This is a genomic window from Streptomyces sp. NBC_00829, from assembly GCF_045161795.1.
Lineage (GTDB): Bacteria > Actinomycetota > Actinomycetes > Streptomycetales > Streptomycetaceae > Streptomyces.
The window spans coordinates 5,456,608-5,481,006 of sequence record NZ_CP108867.1 but is presented as its reverse complement, the minus strand read 5'-3'; the positions used below and the strand labels follow the sequence as shown (position 1 = coordinate 5,481,006).

Below are 24,399 nucleotides of genomic sequence, written 5' to 3'. Positions count from 1 at the left end.
ACGTCAATTTCTCCGGGTTCGGACGATGCGGTCAGCGGACAACGGCGCCGAAGGAAACGGCACCGGCCGGAATGCCGCCTTCACCCGGTTTCCAGGTCTGCGTCGGAGCGCCCCCGGAGACCACGTTCCACGGGAATCCGTACACCGCCCGTCCCTCGGCGGGGCCGTAGGGAATGCCGACGTACAGAAGGGACGGGCTGCTAGCGACGCTCAGCCCAGCCAGGAGCTGTGTGGCCGGCGGCGAAGGAATGCCGTTGCCCGGTTCGAGCCAACTGTCGGAAGCACCCGGGGCACCCACCATGGGGAAGACCTGCACGCCGCCCTTGTCCCGGTTCTCTTCGGACGATTCTTCGCCTGGCACGCCGACCGCGAGACGCATGGTGGCGGACGTGCTCACGGCACCTGGTGTGGTGTTCACCGCGGCGAGGCGCTGTCCGAAGAAGTCTCCTGCTTCGGCCTCGCCTTCCACGTCCGGCGAGTTCTGGTCCAGCCACTGCAGTTGAGTCACCGAGCCTGCCGCCGTGGCGTGGTAGATCTGCACGGCTCCGGTGTCCACCGCGCCTGCCAGGTCCTCGCCCGGAGCGCCGACAGCCAGCAGGACATCAGTGGCCGCGGAGGCACCCGCCGGACGGTAGGGAGCGATGGCCATGGCGGTGCCGAACCGGTCCCCGGATTCGGCCGACTGTTCGGTGCCCCCCGCCCGCGTCTGTCCCATGCCCCAGGACGGCTTCGGAATCCCGTCGGTGGTGATCGAAGGCTGGAAAGCCATCACCGCGCCGGCGGCGAGGTCGGTGTCGATGGATTCACCCGGTACCCCCACGACGAAGACCTGTCCCGTCGCCACGACCGACGCACCGAACTGGTCGTATGCTTCGGCGTCTTCCCAGACACCGGGGCTGTCCTGAGTGACCGAGGCGACTTTCTGGTCCGCGCCGAAGACACAGCTGACCATGCCCATGTCCGGCTTCCCGGTGCCGTCTTCACCCGGTATGCCGATGATCAGGAACACGTTGTTCGTCGTCGACTTGGTCGTCGCGACGGAATACCCGACCCAGTCCTCGGCTTCGAGGCTCTCGCCGAGTCGGCCGTCCGGACCCTGCCTGAAGCCTTTGTCAGGGGTGCCCTGTCCGATGCCCGCGGTCGAGCCGTAGATGAGATGGACGAGCCCGGCGTCCGGCGTCGTACCGACGTCCTCGTAGGGAATACCGACGGCCAGATCGCTGCAGCCGTCCAGGTCCGCGTCGTACACAGCCAGAGAGAACCCGAACTGGTCACCCGATTCAGCCGAGTCGGAGACGTTGGGCATGTCCTGGGAGACCTGGACGGTTCCCTTGCCGCCGCCGAGGACGACGTGAATCTGACCCGCTCGCTCCACGCCGGAGACCGTGGCCATGGGATCGGCGATGGCTACGTCCCGGATCCCGTCACCGTTGAAGTCGTTGTCGACTCCACCTGCACACGCGGCGGCGGCCGACGCGGGTTGCGGGGACGCCGCCCCCAGACCGATCGACAGCAATGCTGCTGCGGCGACACCGACGGCGCAGCGCCGCCAGCCTTTCCCTACGCCCGACATTAAGTTCCCCACCCATGGTTTTGGTCATAACCAGGGACAACTCTGACGGGGCGTTACGAACCAATCAAATCACATTTCCGACATCATCACCTCTGATCGATCACAACATGATCACAACAACCGCACACAAAGCCGTACTTGGACCCATAGCCGACCAACTTCCGTCACTTCGACCGCACTTCAGTGAGTCCGTATGCTCTCTTGATCCAGCCGCGCGGCCCCTCGATGCGCCGGCCGAAGCATGGGGTGAAGAAGTGGTAGAGGTCGGTCAGCGGACGTTCGGCTCCCTGGGCACGGTGTTGGTGATCATCCCGACGTACGACGAGGCCGACAACATCGAGTGGATCGTCTCGCGGGTTCGTGCCTCCGTACCCGAAGCGCACATCCTCGTCGCCGATGACAACAGCCCCGACGGCACCGGCAAGATCGTCGATCAGATCGCCGACGGCGATGCCCATGTGCACGCCCTTCACCGCCAGGGCAAGGAGGGCCTCGGCGCCGCCTACCTCGCGGGCTTCCGCTGGGGCATCGATCACGGCTACGGAGTGCTGGTCGAGATGGACACCGATGGCTCCCACCAGCCTGAACAGCTTCCCCAGCTCTTGGGCGGCCCTGCCGGACGCGGATCTCGTCCTCGGGTCGCGCTGGGTTGCGGGGGGAAGTGTCGTGAACTGGCCGAAGTCTCGCGAGCTCCTGCCCCGCGGCGGCAGCCTCTACTCACGGCTCCTGCTGGGCGTGCCGATCCGAGATGCGACCGGCGGGTTCCGGGCCTTCAGACGGGAGACTCTCGAAGGGCTCGGCATGGAGAACGTCACCCCCCAGGGCTACTGCTTCCAGGTCGATCTGGCCTGGCGTGCGGTGAAGGCGGGCTTCAAGGTCACCGAGGTGCCGATCACCTTCGTCGAACGGGAGCGCGGCGACAGCAAGATGAGCCGCGCGATCGCCGCCGAAGCACTGTGGAGGGTCACGGCCTGGGGTGTCAACGCCCGCCTCAGGGGCCTGTTTTCGCGCGCCTGAGGCCGTGTGATCAGGCCAACCTCACACACCATCAGCCCTCTGTGCTATTTCTGTGGTGAGTGTGCGACGCCTGTGAAGGATGCGCACAACATCTCAGGGCACAACAAGAGCAGAGAGAGCGATGATGTCGGGACTGCAGACGACACCGGCCCCGGCCGCTTCCAGGCCTGCCGCACCCCGCGGACGGCACAGCCGGGTCGGCGACTCCCGATCGTACGAATACACAGCGCATTCATTCGCGCACTGCCCGCACTCGTCGCGTACCCGTGGTCAGATCCATAGGTGTGGCCTTCGTCGCACTCCGGATCCCGGACGACGGCCCCAGCCTCGGCCAGCTCCTGGCAGCCAAGTTCGACACGCAGTACTACGTGCACATAGCCGACTACGGCTACGCCGCCCCGATGACCGGCCTCTGCAAGGCCCAGGGCGAGCTCTGTAAGTACGCGTTCTTCCCGCTGTACCCATCCCTGATCCGGGGGGTCTCCGCCGTCATCCCACTGCCCGTGGGCTATGTCGCCTGGGGCATCTCCATCACCTCCGCCCTCCTCGCCGCCTGGGGCATCTTCGCCATCGCCGAACTGCTCCTCGGACGCAAGGCCGCCCTGGTGACGGTGGTCCTCTGGGGGATCGCTCCGCACGCCATGGTGGAGTCGATGGCTTACACCGAGCCCGTCTTCACCGCCATCGCCGCATGGGCGCTCTACGCCGTCCTCACTCGGCGGTGGGGCGCCGCCGCGTTTCCTGGCCGTGCTCGCCGGGCTCACCCGTCCGTCGGGTGCCGCAGTCGTGGCGGCGGTGGTCATCTGTGCGGTGTGGGCCCTGATCTGCGCAGTCCGACAGCCGCGGGCGGCGGGGGCGGGCCCCTCACAGACGCTGTCGGCCGTCGCCTGCATCGTCATCGCGCCCCTTGGCTGGTTCGCGTGGTTCCTGTGGGTGGGTTACCGCGCGGACCGCTGGGACGGCTACTTCGTGGTCCAGGAAAAGTGGGGCAGCACCTTCGACGGCGGCACCTTCACGCTTCACCACATGTCCGAGCTGTTCTCCAAGCTGCCGATGACGTTGAACACAGTGGTGGCCGCCAGCACCATCACCGTCGCAGTGATGATCTTCGTGATCGCGGTCCAGCAGCGCCAGCCCGCCGTTCTTCTCATCTACTCCGCCGTACTCCTGCTCATCACGATAGGCGGCGCCGGATACTTCCACTCGAAGGCGCGCTTCATCCTGCCCGCCTTCCCTCTGCTCCTGCCGCTCGCACGGGTGATCGCGGCGACACGTCCCACGGTGACCTACACAGTCCTGGCCTCGGCCACACTGGTGTCGAGCGCGTACGGCAGTTACCTGATGCTTGTCTGGCCACAGTCGCCCTGACCCGCGACAGGTCCCCGCACCCACGTATGCTCGCCGGGCGAAGCCGCGCACCGGAAGGCAGAAGAGTGAACTACAGGGTCCAGCCCACCGCCCAGGTCCACGAGACCGCCGAGATCGGCGACGGGAGCAGCGTCTGGGAGCTCGCCCAGATCCGCGAGGGCGCGAAGCTCGGTGAGGGCTGTGTCGTCGGCCGTGGCGCGTATGTCGGCACCGACGTCAAGATCGGCAACAACGTCAAGCTGCAGAACTACGCCCTGGTGTACGAGCCCGCCGAGCTCGGCGACGGCGTCTTCGTCGGCCCCGCCGTAGTGCTGACCAACGACCACAACCCGCGCTCCGTCGACCCCGAGGGCAAGCAGAAGCGCGGCGGCGACTGGGAGGCCGTGGGCGTCAAGGTCGCCGAGGGCGCCTCGCTCGGCGCGCGGTCCGTGTGTGTCGCGCCGGTACGGATCGGACGCTGGTCCATGGTCGCCGCGGGTGCCGTCGTCACCAAGGACGTGCCGGACTTCGCGCTTGTCGTCGGTGTGCCCGCGCGGCAGATCGGCTGGGTCGGCAAGGCCGGTGTCCGGCTGGTCGAGCGCGCGGACGAGGCCGGCGTCTGGGAGTGCCCGCAGAGCGGCGCCGTCTACGTCGAGAAGGACGGCGTTCTCGCCGAGCAAGGCTGACGGCACGACTCGCTCCGGCAGCAGAGCGCGCCCCAGGCTTCGATACCCTGGGGCCCTGCGTCATGTTGTGCGAAGGGAACCAGATGAAAAGCCACGTGCTCTATCTCGCGCTCGGAACGTACCGGGTACGGGCAGCACGCGAGCATGTCAAGGAACTTGCGTCGTCCGGGTCGCAGGTCGTGCTGGTCGTCGCAGAGGGCGAGGAGTGGACGGAGACCGTCGCCGAACTCTCGCTCCTGGACGGCGTGGAGGTCGTACGGCTCTCCCTCGACAAGCACGGCTCCGCATGGTCCGCGGCGAAGAAGCTGGTCGCCGACAAGTCGGGGCCCTTCGCCACGGCCGGGCGGCTGATCGCCGGTGACGCCCAGGCGCTGCCGACCGCCTGGGCCGCCATTCGGCGCCGGCCGGAGCTCACGCTGGAGCTGGAGCCGGGCACGGGCGCTCACACCGCCGAGCCCTGCGACCTCGCCGTGATCACCCCCTGGTACCCGTCGCCGAACAACCCGTACGCGGGCTCGTTCGCCCAGGCGATGACGGCGGCCGTGGCCGACCAGTTCGACCGGGTCACCGTCCTGCACACCGAGGACTGGGCCGGCCGGGCGTACCCCGCGCTCAACGACGCGATCAAGGTCACATCCGAGCGCCTGCGGGACCGCCGCGACCTCATCCCCGTGGTGAAGGCCCCGGAGGGCACCGTCGTCCGCGCTCCCGTGCCCCTGCTGAACCGCAAGAACTACAGCCCCTGGGCCACCGCCCAGGAGAAGGCGCTGCTGCCCGCGCTGCCCAAGGGAACGATCGAGGCCCCCCTCGTGCACGCCCACACCGGCATCTACGGCGGTGTGCTGGCCCTGCGCCTGGCCAGGCCCGACGCGCGCGTCGTCGTCACCGAGCACTCCTCGTTCCTCGACAAGGTCTTCTCCCAGCCCGCCGCCCGCGCACTGTACGGCGAGGTGCTGGAGCGCGCGGACGCGTTCCTGTGCGTCAGCTCCAGGCTGCGTGACCAGATCGCCGAGGAGTTCCCGGCGTACGCGGACAAGCTCAGCGTCGTACCGAACATGATCGACTTCGGTCGTTTCACCCCCGGCGCCGCGCGCTCGTCGGAGCTGCTCAGCTGGCTGTACGTCGGCCGGCTGGTCAAGCCCAAGGGCGTGGACGAACTCCTCGAAGCCTTCGCCCTGGTGGCGAAGAAGGAGCCGCGCGCGACACTCACCATGGTCGGCCACGGCGCCCGCGAGGAGGACCTCGAAGCCCGCGCCGCCGAGCTCGGCCTCGCCGACCGGGTGAGCATCCTGCCGCCCGTGTCCCCCGAGGACGTCAACGCGCTGATGCACCGCCACGATCTGCTGGTGCACGCGAGCAAGGGCGAGACCTTCGGCATGACGGTCGTCGAGGCGGTCGCCTCGGGACTGCCCGTGCTCGCGACCCGCAGCGGCGGCCCGCAGGAGAGCCTCGCGGGCATCGAGTCCAAGGCCGGGGCGCTGATGGACATCAGCGAGGACCCCAAGGTCATCGCCGACGCCTACTGGCAGCTGAGGGACGACGTGGCGGGGATCGACCTGCCCGCCGCCCGTGAGGTCCTGGAGAGCCGCTACGGCACCGAGGCGGTCGCCAAGCAGCTCATCTCGGTCTACGAGGGCACCCCGCTGCCCGCCGCACCGGCGCCCGTGCCCGCCGAGAAGGCGGCGGAGGTCCCCGCGACGGCCGCGGGCGAGGCTGCCGCCGGCTCCGCCGACCTGACGAAGCCCGCGAAGTCGACGCAGCCCGCGGAGCCGGTCGGACGCGCGGTCATCCTCGCGCTGACGCCCCCCGGCAAGCCCCGGCGCATCGTCGACTTCGCCAACTTCCTTGTGGAGGTGGGCGTCGAGGTCACCCTCGTCGCGGGCCGAGCCGACAACTTCTGGCAGCACGCGCACTTGGACCCCCGCGTCCCCGTGATCAGCATCGAGGACGCGGAGAAGAAGCTGCGCATCCCGCGCGGTGAGCGCTTCCTCGTCTACCGCGCCCCCCGCGCGGTGCTGCGCAAGGCCCGCAGGATGGCCGCGCGCAACCGCAAGGTGATCGGCCCCGAGCTCGCGGTGGCGACCATGCAGCGGGCCCACACGAAGGCCGCCAACGCCTTCCACAAGAAGATCTTCAACCGCGGCTACCGCGAGATCCGGCCGCACCTGCTCTCCCGTATCTCCAAGCGGGTGGCCCTGCCGGAGCTCCGTCTCGACCTCGCCGACCATGTGTTCGTGAGCGACATCAACTCCACGGTGACGGGCTGGAAGTGGGCCAAGGCCCACCCGCACCTCGTCGTCACCATGCACATGGACCGGGAGATCTACGCCCCGAAGGACGAGTAGCCCCCGCCGTTACGGCGAAGGCCCCGACCGGAGTTCCGGTCGGGGGCTTCGTCGTAACGGCTTCGCCTCAGCTCTCCGAGGGAGCGGCGGGCTCGCGGCCGATGATGGTCCGCAGCTGCTCCTCGAACGGCCTCAGCACCGCGTCACGCTGGTACTTGTCCGCGTGCCGCCGGGCGGTCTCGCGCTGCTCCGGCGTCAGATCACGGGCGGCCTTGCCCGCCGCCACCATCGACGCCGCGAGGGCGTCCACATCCAGGCTGTCCGCGTTGAACCAGAGCGGATAGCCCTCCAGCACGTCCTGGGCGGCGATGCCCGGCGCGTGCACCGAGACGATCGGGTGCCCGAAGGCCATGTACTCGAAGATCTTGCCGGAGGTGACGTACTTGCCGCCGCCGGCCAGGAAGACCAGGACGTCCGCGTCCTCGTAGACCTTGCCGACCTCGGTCTTGGAGACCGGGCCGCAGTAGCGCAGACCGGTGTCCTCGACGCCGTTCGCCGGGCCCTCCTCGTCCAGGCCGAGCTTCGCCTTCAGCGTGGCCGGGCTGTTCTTGAAGAAGCCGAGGTGGCCGTGGATCTGGAGCTCGGCGTCCGCAAGGTCGGGATGACGGCGGGCGATCTTGAACGCCTCGGCCATCTCCCCCACCGGCTGCTTGACGGTCAGCGTGCCGAGGTAGGCGAACCTCAGCGGACGCGACGTACCGTCGGGAGAGGTCACACTCGTCGCGGGGTCTTCGCCCTCGGAGGGCGCGGGCGCCTCCGGAATCACGTCGGCGTCCCAGCCGTTGGGGACCACCATCATGCGGTCCGCGACCTCGGGGTACCGCTCGGCGTGCCAGCCGCGCAGCGCCTCGTTGACGAACACCGAGGCGGACGCCTTGCCCAGCATCCGCTTCTCCCAGCCCCAGGCGATGTGGCCCTTGGGGAAGGCGGGCTCGTCGTGGAAGAGGTCCAGCGTCCAGGAGTCGCGGTAGTCCATCACGTACGGAACACCCGTGAGCCGGTTGAACAGCCACGCGGCGCCGAAGGACGCGAACGGGTTGCCGGTGGCGACGACGATGTCGAAGCGCTTCTTGGAGTGCAGCTTCAGCGCCCGCACCACCGAGGCCCAGGCCCAGGAGGAGTAGCGCTCGGGGAACAGCTTCGTCTGGCTGAACTGGTAGACGCGCTTGGCCATCAGCGGGAAGCTGCGCCGCAGCCAGCTGAACTCCCGCAGGTCCTGCTGCCAGGTGTACTGGTTGAGGGACGGCCGCTCGACCTTGATGCGCGGGTCGACGGTCTCGGAGAGCCCCTCGTCGACCGAGCCGATCCTCTTGTAGAGGAAGTCCAGCGGAGACGCGCAGACGGTGACGTCCCAGCCCTTCTCCACCAGGTGGTTGGCCGTCGCCCGGGCGCGGTAGACACCGCTCGCGCGGGACGGCGGGAAGTAGAACGCCAGGTAGAGCACGCGAGGGCGTCGGCCGCTGCGGTTCTTCATGAATCTTCCTCGTTGTCGATGTCAGCGAGCGGCTGAGGTCTGCGGGGACACGTCGGAGTCGATGCCGTAACAGACTCTGGGGACTGCCAGGCCTTCGGACTCCCACGCCTCCGTCAGTTGTACTGCGCGGGGCACCGACAGCGCATCGGCGACCACCAGGAGGTCCGGGCCCTTGCGCGGGGCGAAGTGGCTCCAGACCATCCGGTCGGCGAACTTGGGCCAGACACGGCGGTGCAGCGGCATGAAGACCCTGCGGTGGACACGCGCCGCCACCCGGCGCTCGTACGCCTTGAGGGCGCGCTTGGCCTTGGCGGCCAGCGGGCCGCGGCCGGTGACGCGTACGACGAGCCGGGGCACACGGTAGAGCACCAGCCGCTCCAGCCGCAGCGGCAGATGGCGGGCCTGGAGCTCGTCGGCCGTCACCAGCTCCACGCCGGGCTCGAAGCCCTGGTCGAGCCACGTCTTGTGGGCGCCGACCAGGACGACGGCACGGCCGCCGCGCGCCACAATTTCCGCCGACTCTTCGACCACAGCCCGCTTGCGCGAGGCACCGAGAGCCAGGAACAGGACCTGCATGTCACTCCATCACGGGGAGTCGGGGAACCAGAGACGGTAGTGCGCCTGGGCGACGGCCTCGAAGCCGTACTGCGCGGCCAGCTGTTCCCGGGCGCGCTTCAGGTCCAGACCGCTGCTGTCGAAGCGGCTGCGCAGGCGCCAGTAGCCCTCACTGATCGACTCGGCGTTCTCTTCCACATCAATGAGCTCACCGGCCGCATCCTCTATGCCGGCCAGCGTCTTCTCGGGTCCACCGCAGCGGGTCACCAGCACCGGCATACCGGCGGCGATGCCCTCCACGATGGTCATTCCGAAGGTCTCGTAGCGGCTGGGGTGGACCAGCAGATCGTGCTCCCGCATCAGGTCGAGCGCCTGCTCGTGCGGGATCGAGCCGGGAAGGTCGACGGCGTCGGCAAGACCGAGCTCGGCCACCCGCTCGGTCAGCGTCTTGCGCAACGGACCCTCGCCGACCATCGTCAGCGTCAGCGTCGGGTCCTGGGCGTGGGCCTGGGCGAACGCCTCGACCAGCCAGTTGACGCCCTTGAGCTCGACCATGCTGCCCAGGTAGAGCCACTTGCGCAGCTCCGTGACCGGGGCGGGCCGACTCTCGTCGAAGGAGATCGGGTTGGGGATGCGCAGGATCTTGTCCGCGTGGTGCGGGAACTGCCTGCTCAGTACCTCGGTGACCTTGTCGCCGACGGCGAAGAAGCCGGTGACACGGGCCAGCAGCTCGTCGTAGAGCTCCACGGCGTCGGGGTCCTGGAAGACGCGCTCCAGGAACGAGGCGTGCTCGGTGACGAAGACCCTCGCGTCCGGCCGGGCGTTCTGCAGGGCGGCCCAGCCGCTGGGGAGGCCCACGTGGGCGTGGACGACCGGCGCGTCGATGGGCCTGCCGCCCAAGACCGCCCGCAGCTGCCGTTCGTGGTTGCGCGACTGGGCGCCGTAGTCCTGACCACGCGGGGTGGTGACCGGGAAGTGCACCAGCTCGGCACCGCCGGCGGTGGGAACCCGGTGCGTGGCCCGCGTCACGAGTTTGCCATTGGCCGCTTCCACCGCTTGGGTGGTGGTGGCGTCCATCGGGGCGACCCAGGGGTCACAGTGATAGACCACGAAGCTGTCGCAGCCCGGGGCCGTCGCACCGACCATCGCCTGGACGAAAGACCCTCGGAAAGGCAGCTCACGTGTGGGATACCACGGCGTGACTACGGCCGCATCCCTGGATGCTGCCTGATTCATTACCGACTTCCTCCCCGGAGCACACGTCGAGGCGTCACTTTATCATCGGACGGAATTCGGTCTTCGGCCCCGGCCGACGGCCCGTAACCAAAGTATCGAGGAGCAGTTCACCGTGAAGGTCATCAGCGTCGTCGGGGCGCGTCCCCAATTGGTCAAGCTCGCACCGATCGCCGCTGCGTTCGCGGAAACCGATCACCAACATGTGATTGTTCATACAGGGCAGCACTATGACGCCGACCTCTCGGACGTCTTCTTCTCGGGCCTCGGCATTCCGGACCCCGATGTACACCTCGGCATCGGTTCGGGCAGCCACGGTGTGCAGACCGGCGGCGTGCTGACCGCGATGGACCCCGTCCTGGACGCCGAGAAGCCCGACTGGGTGCTGGTGTACGGCGACACGAACTCCACGCTGGCCGGTGCCCTGTCCGCGGTGAAGATGCACTTCCCGGTCGCGCACCTGGAGGCCGGGCTGCGCTCCTTCAACCGCCGTATGCCCGAGGAGCACAACCGCATCCTCACCGACCACGCCGCGGACCTGCTGCTCGCCCCCACCGAGGAGGCCATGCGCCACCTGGCGGCCGAGGGACTCACGGAGCGTTCCGTGCTCGCCGGTGACGTCATGGTCGACGTCTGCCTGCGCATCCGCGACGCGGTACTGGCCGGGGAGCACCCCAAGCCGGTGCTGCCCGAGGGCATCGACCCGGAGGCTCCGTACCTGCTCGCGACGCTGCACCGCCCGGACAACACCGACGACCCCGCGCGGCTCGCGGCGATCATCGAGTCGCTGGCGGCCCTGCCGGTGCCGGTGGCGCTGCTGGCGCACCCCCGTCTGGTCGTGCGCGCCGAGCAGCACGGCATCAAGCTGAACCAGGGATCGCTGTTCTCGGGCCGTCCGCTGCCCTACGCGGGCCTGGTGTCCGCCGTCCTCGGCTCCACCGGTGTGGTCACGGACTCGGGTGGTCTGCAGAAGGAGGCGTTCCTGCTGGACCGTGTCGGCACCACGATCCGGCCCGAGACTGAGTGGGTCGAGACGCTGGAGGGTGGCTGGAACCAGCTGGTCCCCAACCCGCACGAGCTGGACTCCGCCGACTGGGCCAAGATCGCCACCCGTCCCGCCCCGGCGACCGAACGCGGCACCCCGTACGGCGACGGCCGCGCCGCCCACCGCGTGGTCGAATTCCTGGAGCAGCACAAGCGCTGAGCGTGCGCCAAGCGCGTGGTTCACGCGTATGACAAGGGCCCCGGCCGCCTCCTGCGAGGTGACCGGGGCCTTTTACTACGACGGCACCACGGCCTTTTCAGGCCTTTGTGCCGTAAGGCTTTCAGCCGCCGATGACGACGCGGCGGACGCCTTCCCAGCGCGCCGGGTCCGTGGTGCGCCGGCCGTCGACCAGGACGCGGACGTCCGGCAGGTCGGTGGCGGCCAGCTCCCGGTACTCGGCGTGGTCGGCCTGGAGGATCGCGGCGGTGACGACCTGGCCCTCGTGCGGGGTCAGACCGTGCGCGGCGAGCTCCTCGGCGGTGTACATCGGGTCCGAGACGAAGGCCACGGCCCCGCGCGCCTTGAGCGCCTCGACGGTCGGGAAGACGCCGGAGAAGGCCGTCTCCTTCACGCCGCCGCGGTAGGCGGCGCCGAGCACCAGCACGCCCACGCCGTCCAGGTCGCCGTAGGCGGCGGCCAGCAGGTCCACGGCGTACTCCGGCATGGCGGCGTTCGCCTCGCGCGCCGAGCGCACGACGGTGGCCTCCGGGTCGTTCCACAGGTACATCCGCGGGTAGATCGGGATGCAGTGGCCGCCGACCGCGATACCGGGCTGGTGGATGTGGCTGTAGGGCTGCGAGTTGCAGGCCTCGATGACCTTCTTGACGTCGATGTCGTTCTTGTCGGCGAAACGGGCGAACTGGTTCGCCAGGCCGATGTTGACGTCGCGGTAGGTGGTCTCGGCGAGCTTCGCCAGCTCGGACGCCTCGGCGGTGCCCAGGTCCCAGACGCCGTTCGGCTGCGCCAGGTCCTCGCGCTCGTCGAAGTCGAGCACCTGCTCGTAGAACTCCACGCCGTGCCGCGCCGAGGCCTCGTCGATGCCTCCGACGAGCTTGGGGTAGCGGCGCAGGTCGGCGAAGACACGGCCGGTGAGGACGCGCTCCGGCGAGAAGACCAGGTGGAAGTCCTTGCCGGCGGTGAGGCCGGAGCCCTGCTCCAGCATCGGGGCCCAGCGGGTGCGGGTGGTGCCGACCGGCAGGGTGGTCTCGTACGAGACGAGGGTGCCGGGCTTGAGGCCGGCGGCGATCGCCTTCGTCGCGGAGTCCATCCAGCCGAAGTCCGGCACGCCCTCGGCGTCCACGAACAGCGGGACCACGACGACGACGGCCTCGGACTGGGCGACGGCGGCGGCGGTGTCCGTGGTGGCGGACAGCAGCCCGGCGCCGACGGTCTCCTTGAGCAGACGGTCGAGGTCGTGCTCTCCGGGGAAGGGCTCGGTGCCGGCGTTGACCAGCTCGACGACCTTCTCGTTCACGTCGGCGCCGATGACCTTGTGGCCCTTGGCCGCGAACTGCACGGCAAGCGGAAGCCCGATCTTGCCGAGCGCAACTACACAGATATTCATCGGGTTACTTTCCTCTTCACACGGACCAGCAGGGGTCGCACTCGCGGCCACAACTTATTCTCTGGCGGGAACAGCAGGCCGGTCAGTATGACCATGCGGCCCTTGCTGTTCACCCGCGCTCCCACGCGATAGGGGGTGCCGCTGCGCCAGCGCCGGGCGAGCGGCATCGGCTTGTCCTCGGCGCGCACGGCGACTTCGTACGTCCAGCCGGCGACCTGCACATGGACACGTACCCCGAGCGAGGCCTGACGGGCCTCGATCGGAATCCGTCCGCGCAGGATCGTGCCCGTGCCGTCGGCCGTCGCTTCCTGGGTGAACTCCCCCACAGGGCCCGGAAGTTCCTGACCGGCGGGCAGCCGTCGGCCGCCGGCCCTGTCGGCGCTCTTGGGCATCGCGCCCTGGACGAGCCGCAGGACGGCCGACCCGGTGTCACCGGTCAATCCGAGGCGCACCTCGGCGGCCAGCGACAGGTCGTCGCCGTCCTGCTCCCACTCGGCCGAGACCAGCTCCGTGTTCGCGGCCAGCGCCGCGGCCACCGACTCCTGCGTCACCTCGAAGGCCCGGTCGGGGATGTTCAGCGCGGGGTCCCGGAAGCCGGGGTAGCGGGCGAAGGCCCGGTCGCCCTCCAGCAGGAACGGCGGGGCGCCCTGCTCGTCGATCCTGATCGCCTCGACGAGCTCGTCCACCGCGCCGTGCTGCGCCAGCACCGCCCGTACCCGCCGCACGAGCGGCAGCGCGTCGCGCAGCGAGTCCGTGAGGTACATGTCGGCCAGCTCGGCGATGCCCGCGGCCACCGCACGCCGGGTCTCCTCGTCGAGGGCCGGGTAATCCTCCTTGACGAGCTTGAACAGCTCCCAGGTGAAGTGGCGCTCAAGGAGCATGTCCCGCTGGTGTCCGGGTCCCATGAGACCGGCCGCGTGGTGCATGATCTTCGCTGTGCAGTCCAGCCGCGACAGATGGCTGGACTTGTACGTGATGTTGCTCGCGTCCTTGCGCCGCACCGCGTAGTAGTACACGTAGTCGGCGAGGACGGAGATCTTGCGGGCCTTGAAACAGGCCTCGATGGTGAACGGCATGTCGCTGCCGACCGGCAGGTCCTCGGGGAACCGCAGCTTGTGCTTCTCCACCAGCTCACGGCGGAACAGCTTGGTGTTCGCCAGCGTGAACGGCAGCGCCGAGTCGAACATGCTGATGTCCGGGTCGCTCTTCTTGAAGAGCGCCTGGTGGACATAGCGGCCGTTGGTGCCGGCCATCTTGCCGATCACGATGTCCGAGTCGTGCTTGTCGGCGCAGGCGACCATCCGCTTCAACGCCTCTTTGCCGAGGTAGTCGTCGGAGCCGATGAAGTAGACGTACCGTCCGGTGGCCACGTCCAGCGCTCTGTTGCTGGGCGCGGCCGGGCCACCGGAGTTCGCCTGGTGCATCACCTTGACGGTGTCCGGGTACTTCTTCGCGAACCGGTCGAGCTCCGCTCCGCTCTCGTCCGTGGAGCCGTCGTCGACGGCCACGATCTCGAGCCTGTCCAGGCCAATGCTCTGCCCGACAAGGGAGTTAAGGCAATCCGTCAGATACGGCATCGTGTTGTACACGGCGACGACGACGGTGACATCAGGACTGGTCAAGGCTCCTCGCCCTACTGGGCCGCGGTGTGCGCGGAGAGATCGACGGTGGTGCCGCTGGCTGCGGACTCCAGAACGGCCGCTGCGACCTCGACCGTCCGAAGACCCTGGCGCAGCGTACAGATGTCGTGCGACTTGCCGAGGACCGCATCGCGGAAGAGCTCGTGCTCGACCAGCAGCGGCTCACGCTTCGGGATGGCGTACCGGATCATGTCGCCCTCGGCGACACCGCGGAACGCCTGGAGGGCCTCCCACTCGGTGGCCTGGGCGGCGTTGGAGTAGAAGGTCAGGTCGGCGGTGAGGGTGTCCGCGATGAAGCAGCCCTTCTCGCCGGTGACCGACGTGAAGCGCTCCTTGAGCGGGCTCAGCCAGTTGACCAGGTGGTTGACCATGGTGCCGTCGGAGAGCTGACCGACCGCTGAGACCATGTCCTCATGCGGACGGCCCGACTTGGAGACCGTGCGCGCGGAGATCGAGGTGTACGTCTGGCCGGTCACCCAGCCGGTGAGGTCGATGTCGTGGGTGGCGAGGTCCTTGACGACGCCGACATCGGCGATGCGGTGCGGGAAGGGGCCCTGGCGGCGGGTGACGACCTGGTAGACGTCACCGAGTTCGCCGGCCTCCAGGCGCTGGCGCAGGGAGCGCAGCGCCGGGTTGCAGCGCTCGATGTGGCCGACGCCGGCGACCAGGCCGCGCGACTCGAAGGCCTCGACGAGACGGCGGGCGCCGTCGACGGTGTCCGCGACCGGCTTCTCGACCAGCGCGCAGACTCCGGCCGCGGCGAGCTTGAGGCCGACCTCCTCGTGCAGGGCGGTCGGGCACGCCACGACGGCGTAGTCGATGCCGAGCGCGATGAGCTCCTCGACGGTCGAGAGCACGGGGACGCCCTGCGCCCAGCCGTTCTTGTCACCCATCGGGTCGACGACGGCGACGAGTTCGACGCCCTCCAGGCCGGCCAGTACGCGGGCGTGATGACGGCCCATCGAACCGATGCCGATCAGGCCGGCCCGCAGTCCCTGGGGGGTGGTCACAGATTCTCTCCAAGCTCGTTCACGGCGGTGACGATCCGCTCCAGGTCCTCCGCGGACAGGGAGGGGTGCACGGGGAGGGAGACGACCTCGGCGGCGGCGCGCTCGGTCTCCGGCAGGTCCCAGTTGCGGCCGGCCTTCTGATCCGGCTCCCAGTAGGGCTTCAGACGGTGGATCGGGGTCGGGTAGTAGACGGCGTTGCCGACACCCGCCTCGGTGAGCTTCGCCATCGCGGCGTCGCGGTCCCCGCTGACGCGGATCGTGTACTGGTGGTAGATGTGGCGCGCGCCCTCGGCGACGGTCGGCGTCTGCAGGTTCGGCGCGGTGATGTGCTCGGTGAGGTACGCGGCGTTGGCGATGCGCTGCTCGGTCCAGCCGCCCAGCTTCGAGAGCTGGACACGGCCGACGGCGGCGGCGACGTCCGTCATGCGCATGTTGGCGCCGACGATCTCGTTGGCGTACCGCTGCTCCATGCCCTGGTTCCGCAGCAGGCGCAGGGTGCGGGCGACCTCGGCGTCACCGGTGGAGATCATGCCGCCCTCAAGGGAGTGCATGTTCTTCGTCGGGTAGAAGCTGAAGGTGCCGCCGGAACCGAAGGCGCCGACGGGGGTGCCGTTCAGCGCCGCCGCGTGCGCCTGGCAGGCGTCCTCGACGACAGCCAGTTTGTGCTTCGCGGCGATGGGCATGATCTTGTCCATCGCGGCCGGGTGGCCGTACAGGTGCACGGGCATGATCGCGGCGGTGCGCGGGGTGATGGCGGCCTCGACGGCGGCCGGGTCCAGACCGAAGCTGCCGGGCTCGATGTCCGCGAAGACGACATCGGCGCCGACGAGGCGGACCGCGTTCGCCGAAGCGGCGAACGAGAACGAAGGAACGATTACTTCGTCACCCGGACCGATACCCAAAGCCAGCAGAAGGAGGTGCAGCGCAGAGGTACCCGAGTTGACGGCCACACAGTGGCGCCCCTCCACGAGCTCCGAGAAACCCTCCTCGAAGGCCGCGACCTCCGGGCCCTGCACGACTCGGCCGCTGCGCAGTACGCGTACGGCGGCCTCGATCTCTTCCTCACCGATGACCGGGCGGGCAGCGGGAATGGGCTGCTGGTTGCTGCTCGTCATGGACGTCCTCCTTGAACACCGCAAGAGCTCTTTATGGCAGAGGTCAGGGGCGGAGCGGACGTCTCGCGAGGCCGCGCATACCCCTCCGGCGCAAAGCCAACGCCCTACCGAGGATCTGGGACCGGTCTTGTCCCGAACCGGGCCGGTCACCCACCGTAGTGTCTGGAACGGGGCCCGCACCCGGCAGCGACCGCCGTCACATTATCAGGGATTTCCTAGGCAATTTCAGGGTCGTTAACGCACCACTGCATCGATTCGGAGACAAAAACCGTGTCCCACCCCGCGACTGCGAGATGGGACACGGTCGGTTCACTGAGGGCTCATCGACTGTTCAGCTCTCGGTCGACGCCGTCACCGACGGCACCGCCTGCTGCTCGGCCGCCGCGGTCTTCTTCGCACCGGCCTTCTTCGCAGTCGTCTTCTTCGCCGCGGTCTTCTTGGCCGCCGTCTTCTTGGTGGCGGCCTTCTTCGCGGTGGCCTTCTTGGCGGTCTTACGAGCCGCCTTCTTGGCGGGAGCCGACTCCGACTCCACCGCCTCCGACTCCGGTTCGGAGGCGGTCTCGGCTGCCGGGGCGCTGCTCACCACGACGACCGCCGCTTCCTCGGCGCCCGAAGGCGAACCCGCGGGAGCGGTGACCTTACGGGTCACCCTGCGGCGCGCACGCGGCGGAGCCGCGACCGGGGCCTCCTCGGCGACGGGGGCCGCGGCGGCCTCCTGCACGGGAGCCTCGGGCTCGGCGGCCGGGGTCTGCGCCTTGGCCTCGATGACCACCTCCGCCTCGGCGGCGGTCGTCTCCGCGGCCTTCGGCGCACCCGCGGGCGCGGTCGCCTTACGCGTGGCCCGGCGGCGGGTGCGGCCCACGGGGGCGGCCTCCTGCGCCGGAGCCTGCGCCTCGGCGGCCACAGCCTCGACCGGGGCCTCGGCCACCGGCGTCCCGGGCTTCGACTCGATGACCACCTCGGCCTCGGCGGCCTTCGCCTCCGCGGCCTTCGGCGCACCGGCCGGGGCCGTCGCCTTACGGGTCGCCCGACGGCGGCCACGGCCACGCGTCGCTGCCGCCTCGGCCTCCGCGGCACTGCTGTACAGCTCCTCGTCCGGAACGAACTCGGGCTCGGCGAGCGCCACCGGCGCGGCGACCTCCGCCGCGAGCTCCGCCTCGGACTCGGTCTCGGCGGCCTCGGCACCCTCGTGCTCGTGCTCGTGGACGTGCTCGGCACCGCCGCGACCGCGCTTCTTCGAACGCTTGCCGCCACCACCGACGGAGGTCGGCTGCTCCATGTGCACGATCACGCCACGGCCGTTGCAGTGGACGCAGGTCTCGGAGAAGGACTCCAGCAGACCCTGGCCCACCCGCTTGCGGGTCATCTGGACCAGGCCCAGCGAGGTGACCTCGGCGACCTGGTGCTTCGTACGGTCGCGGCCCAGGCATTCGAGCAGCCGCCGCATGACCAGATCGCGGTTGGACTCCAGAACCATGTCGATGAAGTCGACGACGACGATGCCGCCCAGGTCGCGCAGCCGCAGCTGGCGCACGATCTCCTCGGCCGCCTCCAGGTTGTTCCTGGTGACGGTCTCCTCGAGGTTGCCGCCCTGACCGGTGAACTTGCCGGTGTTGACGTCGACGACGATCATCGCCTCGGTCTTGTCGATCACCAGCGAACCGCCGCTGGGGAGCCAGACCTTGCGGTCCAGCGCCTTCATCAGCTGCTCGTCGATGCGGTACGTCGCGAAGACGTCGACCTCGGAGGTCCACTTCGACAGCCGGTCCGTCAGGTCCGGGGCGACATGGCTGACGTATCCGTGGATCGTCTCCCACGCCTCGTCACCGCTGACGATGACCTTGGAGAAGTCCTCGTTGAAGATGTCCCGGACGACCCGGACGGTCATGTCCGGCTCGCCGTAGAGCAGCGTGGGCGCGTTCGAGCTGCCGCCGCTCTTGGCCTTCTTGCGGATGTCCTCCCACTGGCCCTGGAGGCGCTCCACGTCACGGCGGAGCTCGTCCTCACTGGCACCTTCCGCCGCAGTGCGGACGATGACGCCCGCGTCCTCGGGGACGATCTTCTTGAGGATGGTCTTCAGACGCGCGCGCTCGGTGTCGGGCAGCTTGCGGCTGATGCCGGTCATCGAGCCCTCGGGCACGTACACCAGGTAGCGGCCGGGCAGCGAGACCTGGCTGGTCAGGCGGGCACCCTTGTGGCCGATCGGGTCCTTGGTCACCTGGACGAGGACCGACTGGCCGGACTTGAGCGCGGCCTCGATACGGCGGGGGCCGTTGGCCATGCCCAGCGCCTCGAAGTTGACCTCGCCGGCGTACAGGACGGCGTTGCGGCCCTTGCCGATGTCGACGAACGCGGCCTCCATGGACGGCAGTACGTTCTGCACCTTGCCCAGGTAGACGTTGCCGACGTAGCTGGTCGCCTGCTCCTTGTTGACGTAGTGCTCGACGAGCACGTTGTCCTCAAGGACGCCGATCTGGGTGCGCTCGCCGCTCTGGCGGACGACCATCACGCGCTCGACGGCCTCGCGGCGGGCGAGGAACTCGGCCTCGGTGATGATCGGGACGCGGCGGCGGCCCTGCTCGCGGCCCTCACGGCGGCGCTGCTTCTTGGCCTCCAGACGCGTCGAGCCCTTGATGGACTGGACCTCGTCGGACGGCTCGTCGCTCTTGGCGCGCGCGGGACGCGGCTCGCGGACCTTCACGACCGTGCGCTCGGGGTCGTTCGAACCCGTCTCGTCGTCGGCGGCGGAGTCACCGCTGCGACGGCGACGACGGCGACGACGACGGCTGCTGGAGGTGCCGGCGGCCGACGGGGTCCCGCTCTCGTCGTGCTCCTCGTCCTCCTCGCCTTCGTCCTCGTCCTGGGCGTCCTCGGCGACGGCCTCCTCGGACTGCTCCTCCGAGGTCTCGTCGGTGTCGGCGGGCTCACCCCGGCGACGGCGTCGGCCACCGCGACGGCGACGGCGCGAGGGACGGTCCCCGTAGTCGTCCGAGTCCTCGCCCTCGGCACCTTCGGCGCTCTGCTCGGACTCGGTCTCCGACTCGGGCTCCGGCTCGGCCTGCCGGGCGGCGGGCGCGGGGGCCTCGGCCGGCTCGGCGCTCTCACCGCGACGGCGGCGACGGCGACGGCCGGCGGGCTCGGGGGCGACGGTCTCGGCAACCGGCTCGACGGCCTCCTCGTCCTCCTCCGGCTCGGTGTCCACGGCCGCGGCGGCGGCAGCTGCGGCCGTCTCCGGGGTCTGGAACATCGGCTCGGTGAAGACAGGGGCCTGGAAGACGGCGACGGCGGGGCGGGCGGCGCGGCGGCCACGCGCGGGCGCCTCTGCCTTCTCGCCCGCGGGCTCCTGGCCCGGGGCCTTCGCCGGCTGCGCGAATTCGGGCGCGGTGGCACGACGGCGAGTACGGCCACGGGTGGCGGCCTTCTCGGCGGCGGCGACCTCGGCCTCGTCGGAGGTGATCTGCGCGACGGCTCCGGTGGGCAGGCTCTCGCCCGCCTCGGCGACGGCCTCGTCCTCGTCGGCCTCGACGGCCTGCGGGGCGGCGGCGGGCGCCGTGACCTTGCGGGTGGCGCGGCGGCGGGCGCGGCCCGCGGGGGCCTCCTCGGCGGGGGCCTCGGCCTCAGCGCTCTCCACGGCCTCGGCGACCTCAGCCGCCTGAGGCGCGCCGGCAGGCGCGGACGCCCGGCGACGGGCGCGGCCACGCGGCCCGGGGGCCTCGGCCGGGGTCTCGTCCTCGACGGCCCCGGTCTCGGCGGCGGTGCTCTCGGCGACCGGCTCGGGGGCGCTCACCTGGCGGGTGGCACGACGGCGGGTACGCGGCGCGGGAGCCTCGGCCTCCGGCTCGGCGGCCTCGGCGCTCGCCACGGCCTCGACGGCCTCAGCCGCCTGAGGCGCACCGGCCGGCGCGGTCGCCTTGCGGGTGGCACGACGACGGGCACGCGGCGCAGGAGCCTCAGCCTCCGGCTCGGCGGCCTCGGTGGCTTCCGTGGCTTCCTTGGAAGCGGCGGCCTCGGCGCTCGCCACGGCCTCGGCGACCTCGGCCGCCTGAGGCGCACCGGCCGGCGCGGTCGCCTTGCGGGTGGCACGACGACGGGCACGCGGCGCAGGAGCCTCGGCCTCCGGCTCGGCGGCCGGGGCGGCCTCGGGTGCGGCCGCCTCGGTGACGTCCGTCGTCTCCACGGCGGCGTCACCGGTCGGCGGCCCCGCGGGACGCGACGCGGCGCGGCGCCTGCGGCGCGGCGGCAGCGTGTCGCTGGGTGAATTGTTCTCGGTCTCTCCGGCAGTGCCGGATTCGTTCGGCTCATGCATGCGGGCGGTTCTCCCGTCGCGCTCCCGGGCGCCACGCCTGATTCCGGTCCGGCCGCGGCCCGCGTGATGTCCGCGGTGCCGCCGTCCGGGGCGCGGGCGCCGCACGGGAGCTGATGTATGGCTCGCCGGTTCCGTACGCGATATACGCACGGCCTGGCGAAAGTCTCCTGTCAGTGCGCTGCCCGACCCAGGTGGCTCCCGAGTACCAGGGCTGCGCTACAACGACTGTCCTTACGCGGCGGGACCTTCGAGCGCCGTCGCGGCGGCGGTTCCGGCGGCCGTGGGTGGAGCGGCCAGAACTGCCTCGCGGTCGGGCGCGAGCGGGTCGGTCACCGTGCCGGACTCCTCGTCGAAGAGCCCCTGCGCCAGCCTGGTCACCGCTGCGGGGACCGGCGGCGCCAGGTCGGCCACAGCTCGGAGACCGGACAGGACGTCGTCGGGTCGCACGGCAGGTGTTACGTGCCGAACAACCAGCCGCAGTATCGCACAGGGCTCGACCCCCGGCCTATCAGCCTGGGGAGGAAGCGCCTGCAGCTGGGCCACGGCGCCTCGTGCGTCGAAGGTCCTCATGCCGTTCTTCGTTCTGCGCTCGACCTCGACGGTCTCGGCGGCGAGAAACGTCGACACGGCCGCCGAAGCGTCGTCCACGCCGACTCCGTCGAGACGCAGCTCCCACACGGATGCGGTCAGCCGGTCGGCGAGCCCGGACGTGCGGGCCTCGACGGCGTCAGTGATGTCGAGGCCGCCCGGCAGCGACTCGTCGAGCAGCTCACGCAGCTTGTCGGGGTCGCGGTGCTCCGTGAGGGCGATCTCCAGATACTCCGCCTCACTGCCCGTGCCGGTGGGTGCGGCATTGGCGTACGAGACCTTCGGGTGCGGGGTGAAGCCGGCCGAGTACGCCATGGGCACCTCGGCTCGGCGCAGCGCCCGCTCGAAGGCACGCTGGAAGTCACGGTGGCTGGTGAACCGGAGGCGGCCGCGCTTGGTGTAGCGCAGACGGATGCGCTGCACCGCCGGTGCGGGCGGCGGGCCTTCGGGCTGTCGCTTGCCCAGTGGTTCTTCTCCTCGGTGCGGGGCGGGCGCGGGGGGCGCGCTGCCCTCGGACGTGCGGGGGTGTTCCCTGGGGGCCTGCCCGGCTCACCCCTGCTTGTGCAGGGAGATCTCGGGTTCGGCCGCCGCGCCGGGAACAGTCTGTGGTTGTTGCGTATGACCCAGCCTACGCGCCTGGCGCAGCACCGGTTCCCCGTGCTTCGGTGCGGCCGGGCCGCCGACCAGGGCGCGCCAGGCGTCTCGCCTGGCCCGGCGCACGGTCTCGCGGGCGGAATCGAGTGCGGCGCGGGCGGCCCGGCCCGCCTCGACGGCGGCCTTCTTCGGCGGTAGACCCAGCAGACGGCCCCGGATGCGTCACCTGTGCCTTCCCTCGCTCGGCCTCCCCAGTGCCGAGGGTGGAGCTTCTGCCGGGACGCACGAAGGCCCGGCCAGGGAGCATTCCGCCCCACCCGGCCGGGCCTTCGCCCGAGCTCTTACGTGACGACCGTCAGCGGCAGCAGCTTCTTGCCCGTCGGGCCGATTTGAATACGCGTGTCCATCTGAGGACAGACACCGCAATCGAAGCACGGCGTCCAGCGGCAGTCCTCGACCTCGGTCTCGTCGAGCGCGTCCTGCCAGTCCTCCCAGAGCCAGTCCTTGTCGAGACCGGAGTCCAGGTGGTCCCAGGGCAGGACCTCTTCGTACGTCCGCTCACGCGTCGTGTACCAGTCGACGTCCACGCCGTACTCGGGCAGCGTCTTGGCGGCGCAGGCCATCCAGCGGTCGTACGAGAAGTGCTCGCGCCAGCCGTCGAAGCGTCCGCCGTCCTCGTACACGGCGCGGATGACCGAGCCGATGCGGCGGTCACCGCGGGAGAGCAGTCCCTCCACGATGCCGGGCTTGCCGTCGTGGTAGCGGAAGCCGATCGAGCGGCCGTACTTCTTGTCGCCGCGGATCTTGTCGCGGAGCTTTTCGAGACGGGCGTCCGTCTCCTCCGCCGACAGCTGCGGGGCCCACTGGAAGGGCGTGTGCGGCTTGGGCACGAAGCCGCCGATGGAGACCGTGCAGCGGATGTCGTTCTGGCCGGAGACCTTGCGGCCCTCGGCGATGACCTTGACCGCCATGTCACCGATCTGGAGGACGTCCTCGTCGGTCTCGGTGGGCAGGCCGCACATGAAGTACAGCTTCACCTGACGCCAGCCGTTGCCGTACGCGGTGGAGACCGTACGGATCAGGTCCTCCTCCGAGACCATCTTGTTGATGACCTTGCGCATGCGCTCGGAGCCGCCCTCGGGGGCGAACGTCAGACCCGACCGACGGCCGTTCCTGGTCAGCTCGTTGGCGAGGTCGACATTGAAGGCGTCGACGCGGGTCGAGGGGAGGGACAGGCCGATCTTGTCCTCTTCGTACCGGTCGGCGAGGCCCTTGGCGATGTCGCCGATCTCGCTGTGGTCGGCGGAGGACAGCGAGAGCAGGCCGACCTCCTCGAAGCCGGTCGCCTTCAGGCCCTTCTCGACCATGTCGCCGATACCGGTGATGCTTCGCTCCCGCACGGGGCGGGTGATCATGCCGGCCTGGCAGAAGCGGCAGCCGCGGGTGCAGCCGCGGAAGATCTCCACCGACATCCGCTCGTGGACGGTCTCGGCGAGCGGCACGAGGGGCTGCTTGGGGTACGGCCACTCATCGAGGTCCATGACGGTGTGCTTGGACACCCGCCACGGAACGCCCGACCTGTTCGGGACGGTGCGGCCGATGCGGCCGTCGGGGAGGTACTCGACGTCGTAGAAGCGCGGGACGTAGACATTGCCGGTCCTCGCGAGGCGGAAGAGGACCTCCTCGCGCCCGCCGGGACGGCCCTCGGCCTTCCAGGCGCGGATGATCCCGGTCATGTCCAGGACCGCCTGCTCGCCGTCGCCGATGACCGCGCAGTCGATGAATTCCGCGATCGGCTCGGGGTTGAAGGCCGCGTGGCCGCCCGCGAGGACGATCGGGTCGTCGACGGTCCGGTCCTTGGCCTCCAGCGGGATGCCCGCGAGGTCAAGGGCGGTGAGCATGTTGGTGTAGCCGAGCTCGGTGGAGAAGGAGAGCCCGAAGACGTCGAAGGCCTTCACCGGACGGTGGGAGTCGACGGTGAACTGAGGGACCTGGTGCTCTCGCATCAGCTCTTCGAGGTCCGGCCAGACGCTGTACGTGCGCTCGGCGAGCACACCCTCGCGTTCGTTCAGCACCTCGTAAAGGATCATGACGCCCTGGTTCGGCAGGCCGACCTCGTACGCGTCGGGGTACATGAGCGCCCAGCGGACATCACAGGCGTCCCAGTCCTTGACGGTGGAGTTGAGCTCTCCTCCGACGTACTGGATCGGCTTCTGGACGTGCGGGAGAAGCGCTTCCAGGCGTGGGAAGACCGACTCGACAGGCATCGTGGTGTCTCTCATGGAGGCGGGCTGGGGGTCCCCCGCC

16 protein-coding genes and 1 pseudogene are annotated in these 24,399 nt (G+C 69.9%); 6 read left to right on the top strand and 11 right to left on the bottom strand.

The features are described from left to right. Positions 1-31: 31 nt before the first annotated feature. Positions 32-1,573, bottom strand: coding sequence for an FG-GAP repeat domain-containing protein (locus OG293_RS24315; RefSeq protein WP_406000904.1), 1,542 nt, complete (start codon positions 1,571-1,573; stop codon positions 32-34). Between the two features lie 254 nt (positions 1,574-1,827). Between OG293_RS24315 and OG293_RS24310 the strand changes: the two are divergent. The 4 genes and pseudogenes from OG293_RS24310 (at position 1,828) to OG293_RS24295 (ending at position 6,968) form a co-directional block, all read left to right on the top strand. After that, positions 1,828-2,590 (top strand): annotated as a pseudogene (locus tag OG293_RS24310) (polyprenol monophosphomannose synthase). A gap of 747 nt (positions 2,591-3,337) precedes the next feature. After that, a complete protein-coding gene (locus tag OG293_RS24305) occupies positions 3,338-3,958 on the top strand; it encodes a hypothetical protein (RefSeq protein WP_406000903.1) in 621 nt (206 codons plus the stop codon). Between the two features lie 65 nt (positions 3,959-4,023). Then, complete coding sequence (locus tag OG293_RS24300) at positions 4,024-4,623, top strand: acyltransferase (protein ID WP_406000902.1); 600 nt, start codon at positions 4,024-4,026, stop codon at positions 4,621-4,623. Between the two features lie 83 nt (positions 4,624-4,706). Continuing rightward, positions 4,707-6,968, top strand: a complete 2,262-nt coding sequence (locus OG293_RS24295) for a glycosyltransferase (RefSeq protein ID WP_406000901.1) — start codon at positions 4,707-4,709, stop codon at positions 6,966-6,968. A gap of 67 nt (positions 6,969-7,035) precedes the next feature. On the opposite strand, the gene OG293_RS24290 is transcribed toward OG293_RS24295, so the two are convergent. The 3 genes from OG293_RS24290 to OG293_RS24280 are packed head-to-tail and all read right to left on the bottom strand — an operon-like array spanning position 7,036 to position 10,143. Then, complete coding sequence (locus OG293_RS24290; RefSeq protein WP_406000900.1) at positions 7,036-8,442, bottom strand: glycosyltransferase; 1,407 nt, start codon at positions 8,440-8,442, stop codon at positions 7,036-7,038. 21 nt (positions 8,443-8,463) lie between these two features. Next, positions 8,464-9,018 (bottom strand): hypothetical protein, encoded by a 555-nt coding sequence (locus OG293_RS24285; RefSeq protein WP_406000899.1) that lies wholly within the window; start codon positions 9,016-9,018, stop codon positions 8,464-8,466. Positions 9,019-9,027: 9 nt separating this feature from the next. Next, positions 9,028-10,143 (bottom strand): glycosyltransferase family 4 protein, encoded by a 1,116-nt coding sequence (locus OG293_RS24280; protein WP_406000898.1) that lies wholly within the window; start codon positions 10,141-10,143, stop codon positions 9,028-9,030. A gap of 202 nt (positions 10,144-10,345) precedes the next feature. On the opposite strand from OG293_RS24280, the gene wecB reads away from it, so the two are divergent. Next, entirely contained in the window at positions 10,346-11,434 is a 1,089-nt protein-coding gene (gene wecB, locus OG293_RS24275) for a non-hydrolyzing UDP-N-acetylglucosamine 2-epimerase (protein WP_406000897.1), read from the top strand. A gap of 121 nt (positions 11,435-11,555) precedes the next feature. Here wecB and OG293_RS24270 read toward each other — a convergent pair whose 3' ends face one another. From OG293_RS24270 to OG293_RS24245, 6 genes are all read right to left on the bottom strand, one after another. Beyond that, positions 11,556-12,839: a nucleotide sugar dehydrogenase gene (locus OG293_RS24270; protein WP_406000896.1), complete on the bottom strand. Its 1,284-nt coding sequence runs from the start codon at positions 12,837-12,839 to the stop codon at positions 11,556-11,558. Beyond that, entirely contained in the window at positions 12,836-14,461 is a 1,626-nt protein-coding gene (locus OG293_RS24265) for a glycosyltransferase family 2 protein (protein ID WP_406000895.1), read from the bottom strand. The genes OG293_RS24270 and OG293_RS24265 overlap by 4 nt, the downstream gene beginning before the upstream one ends. A gap of 11 nt (positions 14,462-14,472) precedes the next feature. Next, entirely contained in the window at positions 14,473-15,489 is a 1,017-nt protein-coding gene (locus OG293_RS24260) for a Gfo/Idh/MocA family protein (RefSeq protein WP_406000894.1), read from the bottom strand. Further along, positions 15,486-16,604, bottom strand: coding sequence for a DegT/DnrJ/EryC1/StrS family aminotransferase (locus tag OG293_RS24255; protein ID WP_406000893.1), 1,119 nt, complete (start codon positions 16,602-16,604; stop codon positions 15,486-15,488). Before OG293_RS24255 ends, OG293_RS24260 begins: the two co-directional genes overlap by 4 nt. 331 nt (positions 16,605-16,935) lie before the next feature. After that, the gene (locus OG293_RS24250; RefSeq protein ID WP_406000892.1) at positions 16,936-20,910 is read right to left on the bottom strand and encodes a ribonuclease E/G; all 3,975 of its coding nucleotides are present in this window, start codon (positions 20,908-20,910) and stop codon (positions 16,936-16,938) included. 231 nt (positions 20,911-21,141) lie between these two features. After that, positions 21,142-21,921: a TIGR03936 family radical SAM-associated protein gene (locus OG293_RS24245; RefSeq protein WP_406000891.1), complete on the bottom strand. Its 780-nt coding sequence runs from the start codon at positions 21,919-21,921 to the stop codon at positions 21,142-21,144. Positions 21,922-22,116: 195 nt separating this feature from the next. Here OG293_RS24245 and OG293_RS24240 point away from each other — a divergent pair, with 195 nt between their 5' ends. Further along, positions 22,117-22,290 (top strand): hypothetical protein, encoded by a 174-nt coding sequence (locus OG293_RS24240; protein WP_406000890.1) that lies wholly within the window; start codon positions 22,117-22,119, stop codon positions 22,288-22,290. Positions 22,291-22,433: 143 nt separating this feature from the next. On the opposite strand, the gene OG293_RS24235 is transcribed toward OG293_RS24240, so the two are convergent. Then, positions 22,434-24,359, bottom strand: coding sequence for a TIGR03960 family B12-binding radical SAM protein (locus tag OG293_RS24235; RefSeq protein ID WP_406003696.1), 1,926 nt, complete (start codon positions 24,357-24,359; stop codon positions 22,434-22,436). Positions 24,360-24,399 lie beyond the last annotated feature (40 nt).